We start from the raw sequence: 15,774 nt of genomic DNA, 5'->3' as shown, positions 1-15,774 counted from the left end.
TAATTCACCTGTTGCTGGGTCGCCTGTAACAGGTTCACTTATCAAAAAGAGAACGCAATGATTACTATCAACGCAGAAGTACGTAAAGAGCAGGGTAAGGGTGCGAGCCGCCGCCTGCGCACTACCGGTAAATTCCCCGCCATCGTTTACGGCGGCAGCGAAGCACCGGTTTCCATCGAACTGCATCACGACTCGGTGAAAAACCTCGAAGAGCGTAACAGCGAAGCGCTGTACGGCGAAATCGCTCTGGTTATCGACGGTAAAGAAACCAAAGTGAAAATTCAGGCCGTTCAGCGTCACCCGTTCAAGCCGAAACTGACTCACATCGACTTCGTGCGCGTTTAATCACGCGAGCGTTGCCGCGAGCCAGCAAAAACGCCGCACTTGTGCGGCGTTTTTGTTTTCTCTTCTTACTGGCTTCCCGCTATCGGGCCAGCCGACTCTTTTTTACCGTATTCTTTGCCTTATTTTTCCCAAAAAAATGCCACCGGCATGATGACGGTGGCATGGCGTTATATCGCAAGGTGCGTCTTTATCAGGCATGGCTGCCCTGTGCAACCAGCGCAACGTCCGGCGCTCGTGACGCTCTCGGTGGCTGGATGAACAGCGTGATGACCAGCGAGACAACCGACAACAGCGCAATCGCAATAAAGGTGCTGTGAAAACCACCTAATGCCGCGGCAATCAGCGAACCGACCAGCGGCCCCAGCCCAAAGCCCTGATAAATCAAACCGTAGTTTTTACTGTGGTGTTTAAGTCCAAAAAAATCAGCCACTATCGCCGGGTACACGGTGATATTACCGCCGAAACAGAAGGCAATCGCCCCTGTGCACAAAAAGAACGTCACGGCATTGAGCGGCAGGAACGCCATCACCGTTACCGCCAGGGCTGTCACCAGCAGGGTAAAATTCAGCACCCGCAAGCGCCCTATCTTGTCAGAGAGGTAACCAAGGATCAGGCGACCGGCCGTGTTACAGATAGCAATCGCCGATACCGCACTCGCCGCCGTCATGGCATCCAGCCCCGCCATTTTTACGCCAATATCTTTCACGATACCTATCAGGTACAACCCACTCATGCAGGCGGTAAAAAACACCACAAACAGCAGCCAGGCCTCTTTACGTCGCAGCATCTCACTGACAGTGAAGGTGGTATTGCTGCCCTGCGCTACGGTCTGGGCCGGTTGCACCGGTGCCTCTTTCAGCAACATCGCGCCGCCTGTTATCATCAACAGCGCCATGACACCCCACCAGAAAAAGGTCTGGGATACGCCAACCTGCACCAGCAAAGCACTGTTAATGTATTTGAACAACAGGCTGCCAGAGCCGTATGCACCGACCGAGATACCGGCAATCACCCCTTTACGATGAGGAAACCACTTCATCAGGTTCGAGAGTGTGGTGATGTACGCCGCCCCATCCGCCAGCCCGACCACAACCCCCACCAGCAACCACAGCATGGGCAGCGATGACACGCCAGAAGCGGCCATCAACGACAGCCCCAGTACAACCCCGGCGATGAGCGTTAGCTGACGAATGCCAATGCGTTCCTGAATGCGCCCGGCAAACAGCGTGGCAAAAGCCAGAAAAAAGCTGGTCAGCGAAAACGTCGTCGCAACCGAACTGAGCGGCCAGTGAAACTTATCCACCAGCGGTTGGTTGTAAAGACTCCAGGTATAGATGGTGCCCAATCCCATTTGGGCAAGGACGGTTCCTGCAATCACTGCACTGCGACTGACTGGTTTTCCGCTCATGACGGTAGCCTCGATTGTTCTGGTGTGAAGAGGATGTCGGCAAGATAGCCGACGAATGGCACCAGTATAAGAAGGGGCGACTATCAGGGAGTGGATAACGGCATGAACGGCATCAATCAGGGAATGAAATGCATCCAGAACGGTATCAATGGCATGAGCGATGTGTCATACCGGACCGCTGCACTAAGACGGTTGAACTACGACGGTTGCACCACCACAGTTGCATCACTACAGCGGTATCACTACAGCCGCATCAGTTGGCGAAACTCCCGCACTTTGCTGCGGCTGACCGGCACCTGAAACTCCAGATCGCTTAATTTGAGAATATAGGTGTTGTTAAACCAGGGCTCAATTTCACGGATTTTGCTGATATTCACACAGTACGAACGATGACAACGAAAAAAATAGGCCTGCGGCAAGCGGCTGCAAAACTCAGTGATGTTCATCGACATAACAAACTCATCGCGTCGGGTGTAGACGAAGGTCAACTTTTCATGCGACTCGGCGTAATAGATATCGTGAATGTTGGTGACAATAATCCGCTTATCTTTCATCAAATTAATCGTCATTGGTGACGTGCGGCTCTCGGGGGGCGCACTGTGTTGCTGCTGTAGCCAGGCGGCGTGTAGTTTTTGCAACATACTGACAATGCGGCTTTCGTGATAAGGCTTAAGAATATAATCAAACGCATCAAGCTCAAAGGCTTCAATGGCGTGGTTCTTATAGGCTGTAATAAACACAATCAATGGCTTATGAGCAAACTGGCTGATATTTTTGGCCAGCATCACGCCATCAAGTGACGGAATATTGATATCCAGAAAAATCACATCAACCCGATGGTCTTGCAGGTACTTCAGCACATCAAGCCCATCGTCAAAGACAGCCTCCACCGCTATCGGGCTGTGCTGTTTGATAAGCCAGCTTAACTCCTGCTGCGCCAGAAACTCATCTTCGACAATAATCGCCTTCACCGCTGTCTCCTGGTTTCACACCTGACGCACGCTCCGTCATGACGGAAACGCCACGCGGCTCTCTGTCTGTGACGGGTTATCCGGGGTAATAAAAAACGTAATTTCCGTACCTGGGTCTAATCGACGAATGTGCAACCCTTCGCCATACAACAACCGGATACGATGATGCACATTAAGCAGACCAATATGATTACCGGGCAGTGCGTTACGTTCAACGCGCGCTATCACCTCATCATCGATGCCGCGCCCGGTGTCTCGCACCGCAACCCGAATACGCTTGCCTTGCGGATGAATGCTCAATGTCACCACCCCGTTGCCTTTGCATGGACGAATGCCATGCACAATCGCATTTTCAATCAGCGGTTGAATCAGCAAACCGGGAATCTGACAACTGACCTCTTCATCGATGTCATAAATCACCGTCAGCTTATCGCCAAAACGCGCCTGCTCAATGGCAATGTAATCCTTGACTTGATAAAGTTCGCTTTTGATATCAATCAGTTCTTCTTCATTGCGCTCCAGATTATAGCGCAGATAACGCGACAGGTTGATAATCAACTGACGCGCGGTATCCGGGTTTAGCCGAATGGATGTTGCAATCGCATTGAGCGCATTAAACAGGAAGTGCGGGTTAATTTTACTCTGCAAGGCCCGCAACTCGGCACGGTTGGCCATCTCTCGTAACTGTTCGGCGCGCGACACCTCAAGCTGGGTAGAAATGATTTGTGACAACCCAATTGCCATCTCTTTGAGCGACCAGGTGATGCGGTGAGCGTGGCGGTAATAAATTTTCAGCGTCCCGGTCACATCACCTTTTTCCCGCAGTGGAATAACAATCATCGAATGAATCTCTGGGGTGCGGTAAGCCTCATCGTTGTTTTTGATGATGATCTTCCCGCTTTTCAGCGCAAGCTGGGTCGTCGGGCTCAGATAGCGCTCGCCGCCGTGGTAATTCGCCTCTCCGACCCCCACATACGCCAGCACCGCAGAGGTATTGGTAATGGCCACCGCATCGGCATTGATATCGCGGCGAATAATCTCGCACACCGCACGCAATGACTCGCTGTTAACATGACGAAATAACGGTAACGTTTTATTGGCAATATCCAGCGCCAGCTTGGCCTGCCGGGCGGCAATCGCCTCTTTTTCCCCTTCCACGCTACGCACCAGCAGCACAATCAACCCGATACTGACCGTGCCTAAAATCATCGGAATGGCAATATGAGCAACAATATCCAGCCCCAGTGACAAGGGCCTGGCCCACAGTACCACTAACAGCATCGTCAGCGACTCGCACAGCATGCCGCCAACGATACCCATGCTCCAGTGGCGCTCGCGCGCAATGCGCTGGTGTATCCAGGCCGACATCAGCCCGGCTACAATGCTGGTAATAAGACAAGGGACTGATGTAATCCCTTGCATGTCAATCAGATAACGATGTACACCGGCGATAACGCCTGTGGTGATCCCCACCCACGGCCCGAACAAAATACCACCAGACATCACCGCTACCACCCGCACATTGACCAGTGACCCGTCCACATTAATGCCAGACCAGGTACTAAACAGGGCAAATAGCGAGAAAATTGCGGTGACGACAGCCAAATCAAAACGGGAATGTTCATCTTGCTGAAGTAACTGGCGAAAATGGCGTGTCCGGGTGAGAAAAAACAGGCAAATCAGCATCAGTGCCGCGCGGTCATACACCGCCAGCAGCATGTTAAACGTCGATTGCATGGCAATATGCCTCTCTCTACAGCCCGTGGTTCGTCATCAACACAAACAGGGCCATTCTGCCGGTTCGACTAACAAAAAACCGAGGTGCAGGCAGGCAATGCCTTACCTGCATCGGGTAACGATGCCGTCAGTGAACGCTCAGCGCTCACCCCCACCTGAGCGACGCTGCAACTGGTCGCGTAAATTCGGCGGAGTGCCTTTGATGGTCAGGGTATCGGTGGCCGGGTCCCAGAAAATACGCTCACCGAGCAATTGTGCGTCAAAATTGATACTCACCCCGCCGCCGCTGCCGGAAAATTTGGTTAACTGACGCAACGTGCTGCGATCGGCCGGGAAACTCTCTTCCAGTTCATATCCTTGCTCGGCGGTAAATGCCTGGAAGGTTTTGTCGCCCAGCGGGGGCAGTTCTTTTGATAACGCGTCCAGCGCAATCTCTTCGCCGGCCTGCAACTGCTCGTTGCAGTAGCTGTACACCTGCTGACGGTATTGCTGGCGCTCGTTCTTGTCCAGTTGCGCATCAGCGCAATAATCGTCCACCGCTTTGAGCAGCCCTTTATTCTGCGCCTTGGTATCCAGCCCTTCGGCAGCCGCCAGGAAATCCATGAAGAAATCCGATACCTTACGCCCCACCCGGCCTTTGAGAAAGGTCAGATAACGGGTAGATTCCGGGCTGGTTTCCCATTCGGTCAAATCAATGCGCGCGACGATATCCGCATGGTGGATATCCAGATAATGGGTGTTGCTGATATCTAATTGTTCGTTCACCCGCAGGCTGTTGCAGCTATTCAGCACGGCAATTAGCAGGTATTCCACCGCCAGATAGCGGTACTGGGCAAACAGCACCACGCCGCCTTCCGCGAACGGGTATTTGGCCAGTTCATCACGTAACCGGCCGGTGGCGGCGCGGGAAAATGCCAGAAAATCATCCTCACCTTTACGGCAGGCACGCAGCGCAGCGGCGAGTTCACTGTCTTCATTGAACAGGCCATAGGCTTTAGTTTTGGCGCTATACACACGGTGCAATTCCGCCATCATCTCACCGACAGCCCCGTTGACGCCCAACAACGATTCGCGTAACACCATTTCCAGTGTCTGCTCATCGCGTTTGACCAACTGATGCAGGGCGATCTGGTCGATATCCAGACTCATGGTAAACTCTCCTTTTGATAAGGCGCGTATTCAAGCACCAGTCTGGCCTGCTTGCAACTCAAAGCCTCCAGGCGGCCCGCAATGATAAAAGAGCGGAAAACCCCGTCCCTATACGGTAATATATTTCCCTTTCATCATCTGAGATACACGATTTTATGCCACAATCATCCCGTTACAGTGACGAACAAATTGAGCACCTGTTGTCTTCTTTAGTCAATGTGCTGGAAAAAAACCACACGCCGACCGATCTGGCATTAATGGTGCTGGGTAATATGGTGACTAACCTGCTTAATACCAGTATTGCTAATCCCAAACAGCGTGAAGCTCTGGCCGCCTCCTTCGCAGCAGCGTTGCAGGCGTCGATAAAAACCCACGACATCCACTGATAACGACCTGTTTATGGTAACTAACCGTCCACGCTACCGGGAAAAAGTCTCCCAGATGATCAGTTGGGGGCACTGGTTTGCCCTGTTTAATATCCTGCTGGCTCTGGGGCTGGGTAGCCGCTACCTGTTTGTTGCCGACTGGTCATCGTCACTGGCCGGGCGTCTCTATTCCCTGGTCAGTTGGCTTGGACATTTCAGCTTTATCGGTTTCTCTGCCTATCTGCTGATTGTTTTCCCGCTTACGTTCATCGTGATGTCGCAGCGATTGCTGCGTTTTTTATCTGCTGCCATCGCCACTGCGGGCCAGACGTTGCTGATTGTCGATGCCTCGGTGTTCAGCCGTTTCCACCTGCACCTGAACATGACGGTCTGGGAGCTGGTCACCAACCCGGATCAAAGTGAAATGGTGCGTGACTGGCAATTGCTGTTTATCAGCGTGCCAGTGATTTTCATGGCTGAGATGTTATTTGGCACCTGGAGCTGGCAGAAGCTGCGCAGCCTGAACCGTCGTCAGTTTGCCAAACCGCTGGCTGGCGTGTTTATTACCGCCTTTTTTGCCTCTCACCTGATGTATATCTGGGCAGATGCCAACTTCTACCGCCCGATTACCATGCAACGCGCTAACCTGCCGCTCTCCTACCCGATGACGGCACGACGTTTCCTTGAGAAACACGGCCTCATCGACGCGCAGGAGTACGAGCGACGTCTGGCGCAGCAAGGCAACCCTGATGCCGTCTCGGTCGAGTATCCTCTTAGTGATATCACCTTCCGTGATAGCGGCAGCGGCTATAACTTATTGTTACTGGTCGTGGATAATCTCCCAGATGATTCACCGCCGCGTGAAATGCCGAACCTTGCCCGTTTTGCTGAAGAAAACGTGCGCTTTAGCAATCACTTCAGTGCCGGATCGCCCAAAGACGGCAGCCTGTTTAATCTGTTTTACGGTATTTCAACCAGTTACATGGAAGGGGTGCTGGCGGGCAGTAAACCCTCGGCGTTGATTAATGCGCTCAGTCGTCAGGGCTATCAATTTGGCCTGTTTTCAGCCAGCGGCTTTAGCAGCCCGCTCTACCGACAGGCATTGTTCTCTGATTTCTCGCTTCCCCCCATCCAGCCACAAAGCGATGAGGTGATTACGACACAATGGCGTAAATGGCTCGATACCCATACCGATACGCGCGCGCCCTGGTTCTCATTTATTGAACTTAACCGCAGTGAGCCCGGCGTCGGCGGGCAGCATCCCTACCGTGCAGGGAGCAGTAATCTGGATGAACAATTCGCCCAAATTATCACGACGCTGCGCGAGAAAAACGTGCTGGATAAAACCGTTGTGATTGTGACGGCTGCGAAAAGCCGTGCCGAGTGGTGGAAAAACGACGACACCGTACAGATGGCTCGGGCAAAGCGGCAGGTGCCGCTGGTCGTTCACTGGCCGGAAACCCCGGCGCAGACCATCAGCAAAATGACTGACCCGAAAGACGTGATGACGACGCTGATGCAACGGTTATTACACGTAAAAACTGCCGTGGATGATTACTCACAGGGTGAAGACTTGTTTAGCGCAGAACGCCGTGCCAACTGGCTTATCAATGGTGATAATTCAACGCTGAGTATCCTGACGCCTCAGCAGTTGATTTTGCTCGGTCGCAACGGCAATTACCGCGCCTATGATGCCAACGGCCAGATATTGCCCAATGAAAAACCGCAGTTAGGGTTGCTCTTGCAGGTGCTGACGACTGAACGGCGATTTATTGCTAACTAACTGCCTAAATCTAAAGCAGTCGTTTAGGGCGGCTATTGCAATCGGGTCAGGAAACGGTAGTATAGCGGCCCATAGCATCGGCACGTAGCGCAGCCTGGTAGCGCACCGTCATGGGGTGTCGGGGGTCGGAGGTTCAAATCCTCTCGTGCCGACCAAATACACCTTCCGTAAGTACCGGTTACTGACGGAAACCCCACAAAAAACCCGCATCCTCTCTGAGTTTGCGGGTTTTTTGTTGCCTGTTATCTGCCGGGATACCCCGTTTACAGCCGGAAAGTTTAGTTATACGCTTAGTTATACCGCTCCATATAACTACAAAAGCGTATAACTACGATGGCTCGTATAACTACCCCTCTGACCAATACCGAGATCAAAGCCGCCAAACCTGCCGAGAAGGAATACACGCTACAGGACGGGGATGGTTTGTATCTGTTGGTGAAACCAAGTGGCTCTAAAATCTGGCGCTTTAACTATTACCGTCCTGATACGAAGAAACGTGCATTAATCAGCTTTGGCGCATTCCCTGCGGTTTCTTTGGCCGAAGCCAGGCAACGCCGTGAATCAGCAAAAGCACTGATAAGCAAAGGCATCGATCCGCAATTCCACCAGCAACAGCAGCGCGAACAAGAACAAGCCATCAACCAGAACACGTTCGCCAAAGTTTCCTCTGACTGGTACGAAGTGAAAAAGTCTCAACCGCTGGCCGCGAACACCATTAAAGATATCTGGCGCTCCCTGGAAAAATACGTGTTCCCGTTCATCGCAAATCAGCCTATCAGCCAGCTTACCGCCCGCCATTTCATCACCGCATTGGAACCGATACAGGCCAGCGGCAAACTGGAAACCGTTAAACGGGTCAGTCAGCGCATTAACGAAGTGATGGACTATGCCGTTAACTCCGGCCTGATACCGGCTAACCCGGCAGCGAAGATCCGCAAAGCGTTTCAGACGCCGGTGAAAACCCATATGCCGACCATCCGGCCAGAGGCATTACCTGGCCTGATGAAAACGCTATCGGTCGCCAGCATCGAGCTACAAACCCGGTTATTGATTGAATGGCAATTGTTGACCGTTGCCCGCCCGGCTGAAGCCGCAGAAACCCGCTGGAGCGAGATAGACCTTACGGAGCACACCTGGACAATCCCGGCAGGCCGCATGAAGATGCGCCGCGAGCACGTCATTCCCCTGCCCCCACAAGCGTTAGCCATTCTGGACGCCATGAAGCCAATGAGCGGCCACCGGGAATATCTGTTCCCTTCCGCTAAAGACCCCAAACAGCCGATGAACAGCCAAACCGCTAACGCCGCATTGCGTCGCATGGGTTACAAAGGCCTGCTGGTGTCCCACGGCTTGCGCGCTATCTTCAGCACCGCCGCCAACGAAGCAGGCTTCCCGCCGGACGTCATCGAAACTGCGCTAGCTCACGTTGACACCAATGAAGTGCGCCGCGCTTACAACCGCTCCACCTATCTGGAGCAACGCAAGGTACTGATGTGCTGGTGGGGTGAGTTTGTTGAAACCGCCGCCACCGGTAAGGCGATGGCCGCAGACGGCGCAAAAGGGCTACGAGTGATTAACGCCTAGCACTGTTTATTTATACAGTTATTTGTTGATTCCTGTTACAGCACTTCCTAAAATGGCGCTATCCGGTGAAAACCGATAGAAACCAGTACATTGCACTGGCCCTATCACCACGGGCCTTTGCATTCGACACTCTAGCCGAGGGAATATGCTGAAAATACCCAGATACATGCGGGGACTGATCGAGGTCACAGCACAACAGGTTGCTAGCGTTATGGCATCGCAAGGTAACGAAGATGCGCCTGTCTCTTACTGCGTTGATGACTTCCTGCCTGACTCCGTTCCCTATTACCACCATGAAGCTGAAACCGAAAACTATCTACAAACCATTTTTCAGGCGGTCAGATTTGGCGTAATAAAACCGATCCGCGCCTCAGCGACGCACGCATGGGGCGACACCACCAACATTTGGACAACCAAGATTGACGTAGACACTATCAATCAACACACGGAAATTCACGATGCCACCTTCCTGGCTACCGAGATTTGGCCGTGGGCTAACCAATTACTTTCTGATGATTCACCCTGGTATGGCTTTTCCGATCCCAAAAAAGACACGCCATTACCAGAAAATTGGGGTGAATTCGCCAATCGTGATACCGCATTACTGCTTATCGCGGGTTTGGCAAAGGCGCTTGAAGGTAAAAGCGGTGGTGTTTATAAGTGGGGCAACAAGCTGAATCAGAAAAAACTGGCGGAAGATGCAGCGCTTGCGGTGAGTTGCGCACTTGGCACCGGTGAACCCGACAAAACAGAATCTTTTCGTAAGTTAATTGGCGAAGCGCTGGCAGCCATGTCGCTTAACTCAGACGCATAATTGACGATCACAGACAGAATAACGGCCAGATCAGATTCTGGCCGTTACCAAACCGGCACCACTCATTACCTAACTCTATTTCTGACCCAGCCAACTATTTCCCCCGACTTACCACACTTTGACCGGTAATCCCGGTTAACTATTCGTACCGAACGGATAGCATCGGTTTTACTGGAGATCCTTGTTTATGAGTCTGTTAGAAAGAAAAATTCTGCTGAAAAAAGAAGTGAAAGCTATTTTGCGCGTCAGCTCTGACAGCAGCTTTCAGGAAATGATCAACGCCGGGGAATTCCCGAAAGGCTTTCGTATTGGCCTGCGCCGCGTAGGTTGGTTTGAAGATGAGGTTAACACCTGGCTGTCACAACGGATTGCTGAACGCGATCAGCAATCCGGGAATTAACCCGTCAGGCATAGGCGCGGAGGCTGAATAACACCGCCGTCGCCACCTTTTTGATCTTATTTCGATTCAATTACCGACCAACCGGAGTTTGACCCATGATGTCATCGCCATTTATGGCCGTTCGCGGTCAGGGGCTGACTTACGCCCAAAACAAAGCAACGCCCTATTCTGCCAGCCACACCAGCGGTGCTTATTTTTTTGATTTCTCGCGCTTTTCAGCGTCCAGCTTACGCCCGCAGGCATCCAGCACCCAGGCGGAAAAATTAGCATTCGGGTTATCGGCTTTCTCCCGCTCTACGCTGGCGTCGATCTCGTCGATAAGTTCATGCGGAAAACGGATGCCCTTATATATTGATTTGTTGTTTTTGTGGCCTGTCGGCATATTTCCTATCCGCTCCATTCATTTTGATATTGATAACCATACGATACGACCTGGACACAATAAAGTGTTTAAACAAAAAACCGTTGACGTGTTTAAACACTTAGAGTTATGTTGTTTAAACACCTTGTATGAAGGTGTGCAACAAATAGCGAAGCCCGGCAGTGCTGCAACACATACCGGGCCTCTAACCGCAACGTTAAAAGGAGTAACGTCATGGCTGGTTCACAGTCTACCCAAACTCGCCCCAAATTTCAGTATCGCTTCCTGGCGCTGCGGCGTCACTCGCCAAATACAGCTCCCCGCCCGCTTGCCGTTGAAGCCCATAGCGAAGCCGAAGCCCGCCGCCATCTGGAACCGGATTTTATTCTGGTCTTTGCCGGTCGCCTGCCAGTTCAGGCGGTGCGCCATGTTTGATAACACCCCGCTGGAGCTGGAAGAAATTATCGACCAGTGCCGGGCGCTGGCGTATGCCATCGTCGAACTGGAGCAGCCAGAGGCCAAAGAGATCCTAATGTTTATCCTGTGGGAGCGCCTTGATTGCCTTTACCGCACCCATTTGCAGGAGCAACAAACCCCGCTGATGCTGGAGGAGCGGGCCGATGCGTAATATCGACCTTATCCGTGACACCGCCAGTGCGGCGCAAGGGCGTTGGCGGGTGGTACTGGCCCAATTGGGGATTACGGTTCCCGACAATGCTCGCCAGCACGCCCCCTGCCCGGCGTGCGGGGGTAAAGACCGCTTCCGTTTTGATGATGACGGGCGCGGGGCGCATTTCTGTAATCAGTGCGGGGCCGGTGACGGCCTTGAACTGGTGCAGAAAGTCAGGCAGTGCGATATCACCGCTGCCGCCCGGCTGGTGGCGGAGGTGGTCGGCACGCTGCCTGCGTCTTCTGTCGCTGCGCCAGCAGACACCCCCACCGCCAAACGCCAGCGCTTTCTGCAACGCTATCAGGCGCTGGCGCGTCAGGCGGTGCCCGGTGTATCGGCCTATCTGGCCGGGAAAGGTCTGGCAGCCACGTACCCGCTGCTGCCGGATGGCCGCCTGTTGCTGGCGTTACAAACAGCGGAGGGCACCATCACGGCAGCGCAAACCCTCGCCCCGGATGGCAAAAAGCGGTTGCTGACCGACTCGGCCAAAACCGGCGCGTATCACCCGGTCACTACGCCCACCCACCCCGACTCGGTTATTTTGGCGGAAGGGCTGGCAACCGCGCTGAGTGTCAGCCAGATGAACCCAACGGCCATGACGGTGGCCGCCATCGATGCCGGAAACCTGCTGCCGGTGGCCCGCGCCTTGCGCACGCGCTTTCCCGCTGCCCGGCTGATAGTGGCGGCGGATAACGACACCGCACCGGGCAAGGCCAACACCGGCAAACAGTGGGCGGAGAAAGCCGCCCGCGAAGTGAACGGCTGGGTGGCGCTGCCACCGACCGATGAAAAGACTGACTGGGACGATTACCGCCAGCAGGCCGGTATCAAGGCGGCAACCCGCGCCTTTCAGGCATCGCTGTATCAACCGACCGACGACACTCCACCGGCCAGACGCGAGCCGCTGGCCCCGTTTGTGGACAGCCGCGCCACCGGGGTTTACTGGGTGACGCCCAAAGCCGACCGGGACAGCGGCGACATCATCCAGCACGAGCAGTGGTTATGTTCCCCGCTGGCGGTGGCGGGGGTCGGGCGTGATGACGCCGAGCAATACCTTATCCTGCGCTGGCAGCCTGCCGGGGCGATACAGGCCGTGACCGCTGCCCTGCCGCTGGCAGACGTGGGCGAGCGCGAAGGCTGGCGCACGCTCAAGGCGGGCGGCGTAACCGTCACCACCCGGCCCTACCTGCGCGCCATTCTGGCCGACTGGCTCCAGCGCCAGCACAGCGGCGAGGTCTGGCATATCGCCCACAGCACCGGCTGGCAGTGCGGCGCGTACCTGATGCCGGATGGCGAAGTCATCGGCACCCCGTCGCGCCCGGTACTGTTCCGGGGCCGCAGCGCTACCGCGTCCGGTTACGGCATCAGTGGCACGGCGGAAAGCTGGCGCGAGTCGGTGGCGCGGCTGGCATCCGGCAACCCGTCGATGATGACCGCCATTGCCGCCGCGCTGGCCGCGCCGCTGATTGGCCTGTCCGGTTCGGACGGCTTTGGGCTGCATTTCTATGAACAGTCGAGCGCCGGGAAAACCACCACCGCCAACGTCGCCACCAGTCTGTACGGCGACCCGCAGGCGCTGAAGCTGACCTGGTACGGCACCGCGCTCGGTATCGCCAACGAAGCCGAAGCCCATAACGATGGCCTGCTGCCGCTGGATGAAGTCGGCCAGGGAAGTGATGCACGGTCGGTGTCCACCTCGGCCTACACGCTGTTTAACGGTGTCGGCAAATTGCAGGGGGCACGGGAAGGCGGCAACCGGGAGCTGAAACGCTGGCGCACGGTGGCGATTAGCACCGGGGAAATGGACATGGAAACCTTTCTCGCCAGCGCAGGCATTCCCCCAAAGCCGGGCAACCTGGTGCGCCTGCTCAATCTGCCGCTGGAGAAGGCCCAGCAATTCCACGGCTACCCGGACGGCAAGGCGCACGCCGATGCGCTGAAAGCGGCGTATCGTACCCATTACGGCGCAGCCGGTCGGGCATGGATACGCTATCTGGCCGAACATCGCGAGGATGCCATACAGGCGGTGAGCGAGGCGGAAACCCGCTGGCGCAGCCTCATTCCTGCTGATTACGGCGAGCAGGTTCACCGGGTGGCGGAGCGCTTCGCCATTCTGGAAGCGGCGCTACTGGTGAGCCGGGCCGTCACCGGCTGGGAGCCGCAGGCGTGCCGGGATGCGATACAGCACAGCTTCAATGCCTGGATTAAGGAATTCGGCACCGGCAACAAGGAGCACCAGCAAATCACCGCCCAGGCGGAAGCCTTTCTGAATACTTACGGCCTCAGCCGCTATGCGCCGGTGGGGTATGACCCGCGTGATTTACCGATTCGGGAGCTGGCGGGCTACCGCGACAAGGGCAAACACGACGATGAACCGATGGTGTTCTACACCTTCCCGGCCACCTTTGAAGCGGAAATCGCCAGGGGGTTTAACGTGCGCCACTTTGCCCGCGTGCTGGCACAAAGCGGGATGCTGAAGCCCGGCGGTGACGGCAAACACACCCGTAAATCCATACGGGTGGACGGTCGCCAGCCGCGTTTTTACGTGCTGATGTACCTGCCGGAAGAGGCGGAAGCGACCGGCTGACGCTAACGCGACGAACAACGGGGTTCACGTGGTTCAGGGGGTTCATGACAGGTAACGACCTGTTTTATCACTCAGTGAGTGAATTTTTTGAACCACCGGTGAACCCCGTTTTACCTGTTTTGAACCCCCATTCACTGAACCACCCTGTGAACCCCGTTTTACTGGCGGGAAGGGGTTCATTATCGGTGAATATTTCACCACCGTAAAAATACAACCTACTGATTTTACATCACTAAAATACGTAGCCTGCTAACGTGAACCACAAAACCACCTGAACCACCGGCGCATGGCGTGTTATACGGCTGGCGTAAAAAATCACGCCGACCGATGCCGCCTTACCCCATGCATCATAGAGAAATATAGAGGTTTTACGGTGAACGTTAGCGGGATGGCAGAAGACTGGAGTACCGCAATGAACGACCGCAAAAGATTACTGAAGCGCTATCAGGCGCACCATGACCGCAAGATGGCCGAACACCGGGCCTGGGCCGCCACCGGCTATGACCCGCAGCACAGACCGCCGCTAGAGCCATATCCCGACGAACTGCGCGGCCTGCAATGCTGCGCCACCACCCGCGCTGGCCCCCCCTGCAAACGCACGGACATTTACCGTAGTGGCCGCTGCAAATACCACGGCGGCAAAAGTACCGGAGCCAAAACGTCGGAAGGCAAAGCCCGCCAGTTAGCAGGCTACCGCCGCTGGCTGGAGAACAAACGCAAAAACGAAGCCGCTACGACATAACGTGCGCAGTGGTTCGCATCAGCGCTGGCGGGTGCGAACCAGTGGAAAAACGGCTAACGCCGCGTCATAGCTCAATTTTTTCAATTTGGCGGCGAATTGAAATCAATTTGGAAGGCGTGGGAACATGCTAAGAAATGCTAAGTTTTTTGCTCCCTAACTTACCCCATTCACACACAGAAATCACAATCCGTATGGTGGGCGTTTAGCCTGGCTGCTCACAAACCAGAGCCGGTACGCAATAAAGTGCGCAACACCATGCGTCATCCTCAGTGCGTACCACAAGTACAAGCATCCTACCCCTTGCACTGTTAGCTTTTGTTAGTGTATTTCCTGTCTCATCCTGCGCTAAACGTTCAACCTGCTGTCAAATAGGCAAATTGCGCAATGTCACCCTACCCTTTGGAGGCTATGGAAAACTTGAGTTTTATGGTCTATAAACGCGAGATTGCGCAATCTGAATTGCGCAGCACGCAAAACGAAACCGAACGGTAGCAATGCGCAAAAATGTGGAATTACGTCACTCATACTGACTTATGCTTGTTCTGACGTTATCTTTATTCAGTGGAATAGTCCGATTTGTTGGGTGTCTTAGTGCTAAATAGCTTCTCGCATTAATGCTCCACTTATCATTGCGCGGCTCTAGAGCTGGCGGGATGTCATCTCTCACAAGTGTAGCGCTATTATGAGAAGCTATTTAGTGCGACCGTTACAAAAAACACAGTGCATCAATTAATGAGGAGCAACTCACTGGCATTCAAGTGGATTAGGATCATTTACTGCTACTGGAAAAACAGAACCTGTTAAAACAAAGCAAAGTATTTACTAGCTCTCAAAGAACGAAGCTCGCCCTTACTGAAA

General features: G+C 54.3%; 15 protein-coding genes and 1 tRNA gene. 11 read left to right on the top strand and 5 right to left on the bottom strand.

Translation table 11 applies throughout. From position 1 onward, the window contains the following. The first annotated feature begins 57 nt into the window (after window positions 1-57). Window positions 58-345: a 50S ribosomal protein L25 gene (rplY, locus tag DAQ1742_RS09015; RefSeq protein WP_035342424.1), complete on the top strand. Its 288-nt coding sequence runs from the start codon at window positions 58-60 to the stop codon at window positions 343-345. A 190-nt stretch (window positions 346-535) separates the two neighbouring features. Here the strand turns inward: rplY and DAQ1742_RS09010 are convergent, their stop codons facing one another. From DAQ1742_RS09010 to yejK, 4 genes are all read right to left on the bottom strand, one after another. Next, entirely contained in the window at window positions 536-1,753 is a 1,218-nt protein-coding gene (locus DAQ1742_RS09010; protein ID WP_035342427.1) for an L-lactate MFS transporter, read from the bottom strand. Between the two features lie 242 nt (window positions 1,754-1,995). Next, the gene (locus DAQ1742_RS09005) at window positions 1,996-2,724 is read right to left on the bottom strand and encodes a LytR/AlgR family response regulator transcription factor (protein ID WP_035342430.1); all 729 of its coding nucleotides are present in this window, start codon (window positions 2,722-2,724) and stop codon (window positions 1,996-1,998) included. 36 nt (window positions 2,725-2,760) lie between these two features. Then, a complete protein-coding gene (locus tag DAQ1742_RS09000; RefSeq protein ID WP_035342432.1) occupies window positions 2,761-4,461 on the bottom strand; it encodes a sensor histidine kinase in 1,701 nt (566 codons plus the stop codon). Window positions 4,462-4,599: 138 nt separating this feature from the next. Continuing rightward, window positions 4,600-5,610: a nucleoid-associated protein YejK gene (yejK, locus tag DAQ1742_RS08995; RefSeq protein ID WP_067487002.1), complete on the bottom strand. Its 1,011-nt coding sequence runs from the start codon at window positions 5,608-5,610 to the stop codon at window positions 4,600-4,602. A gap of 155 nt (window positions 5,611-5,765) precedes the next feature. On the opposite strand from yejK, the gene DAQ1742_RS08990 reads away from it, so the two are divergent. The 6 genes from DAQ1742_RS08990 (at window position 5,766) to DAQ1742_RS08965 (ending at window position 10,556) form a co-directional block, all read left to right on the top strand. Beyond that, on the top strand, window positions 5,766-5,996 hold the full coding sequence (locus tag DAQ1742_RS08990) for a DUF1414 domain-containing protein (protein ID WP_035342438.1): 231 nt from the start codon (window positions 5,766-5,768) through the stop codon (window positions 5,994-5,996). Between the two features lie 13 nt (window positions 5,997-6,009). Next, on the top strand, window positions 6,010-7,758 hold the full coding sequence (gene yejM / locus DAQ1742_RS08985) for an LPS biosynthesis-modulating metalloenzyme YejM (protein WP_035342440.1): 1,749 nt from the start codon (window positions 6,010-6,012) through the stop codon (window positions 7,756-7,758). A 78-nt stretch (window positions 7,759-7,836) separates the two neighbouring features. Continuing rightward, window positions 7,837-7,913, top strand: a tRNA-Pro gene (locus DAQ1742_RS08980). 178 nt (window positions 7,914-8,091) lie between these two features. Continuing rightward, window positions 8,092-9,342: an integrase domain-containing protein gene (locus tag DAQ1742_RS08975; RefSeq protein ID WP_035342443.1), complete on the top strand. Its 1,251-nt coding sequence runs from the start codon at window positions 8,092-8,094 to the stop codon at window positions 9,340-9,342. A gap of 145 nt (window positions 9,343-9,487) precedes the next feature. Further along, window positions 9,488-10,156, top strand: a complete 669-nt coding sequence (locus tag DAQ1742_RS08970; RefSeq protein WP_035342444.1) for a hypothetical protein — start codon at window positions 9,488-9,490, stop codon at window positions 10,154-10,156. A 187-nt stretch (window positions 10,157-10,343) separates the two neighbouring features. Beyond that, a complete protein-coding gene (locus DAQ1742_RS08965) occupies window positions 10,344-10,556 on the top strand; it encodes a helix-turn-helix transcriptional regulator (protein ID WP_015854054.1) in 213 nt (70 codons plus the stop codon). A gap of 190 nt (window positions 10,557-10,746) precedes the next feature. On the opposite strand, the gene DAQ1742_RS08960 is transcribed toward DAQ1742_RS08965, so the two are convergent. Then, window positions 10,747-10,938: a YlcI/YnfO family protein gene (locus DAQ1742_RS08960; protein WP_024105604.1), complete on the bottom strand. Its 192-nt coding sequence runs from the start codon at window positions 10,936-10,938 to the stop codon at window positions 10,747-10,749. Window positions 10,939-11,151: 213 nt separating this feature from the next. On the opposite strand from DAQ1742_RS08960, the gene DAQ1742_RS08955 reads away from it, so the two are divergent. The 4 genes from DAQ1742_RS08955 (at window position 11,152) to DAQ1742_RS08940 (ending at window position 14,916) form a co-directional block, all read left to right on the top strand. After that, window positions 11,152-11,352, top strand: coding sequence for a host cell division inhibitor Icd-like protein (locus DAQ1742_RS08955; RefSeq protein ID WP_035342446.1), 201 nt, complete (start codon window positions 11,152-11,154; stop codon window positions 11,350-11,352). After that, window positions 11,345-11,545 (top strand): hypothetical protein, encoded by a 201-nt coding sequence (locus DAQ1742_RS08950; protein ID WP_024109874.1) that lies wholly within the window; start codon window positions 11,345-11,347, stop codon window positions 11,543-11,545. The genes DAQ1742_RS08955 and DAQ1742_RS08950 overlap by 8 nt, the downstream gene beginning before the upstream one ends. Further along, on the top strand, window positions 11,538-14,174 hold the full coding sequence (locus DAQ1742_RS08945; protein WP_180706289.1) for a TOPRIM and DUF927 domain-containing protein: 2,637 nt from the start codon (window positions 11,538-11,540) through the stop codon (window positions 14,172-14,174). The genes DAQ1742_RS08950 and DAQ1742_RS08945 overlap by 8 nt, the downstream gene beginning before the upstream one ends. Window positions 14,175-14,586: 412 nt before the next feature. After that, window positions 14,587-14,916 carry an HGGxSTG domain-containing protein gene (locus DAQ1742_RS08940; RefSeq protein ID WP_035342454.1) on the top strand — a complete coding sequence of 110 codons (330 nt, stop codon included), beginning with the start codon at window positions 14,587-14,589 and terminating at the stop codon, window positions 14,914-14,916. The last annotated feature ends 858 nt before the right edge of the window (window positions 14,917-15,774 follow it).

The sequence above is a fragment of the Dickeya aquatica genome (genome assembly GCF_900095885.1).
Classification (GTDB): Bacteria; Pseudomonadota; Gammaproteobacteria; order Enterobacterales; family Enterobacteriaceae; genus Dickeya; species Dickeya aquatica.
Note: the sequence above shows the minus strand (reverse complement) of the source record. Positions and strands in the feature narration are given on the sequence as shown.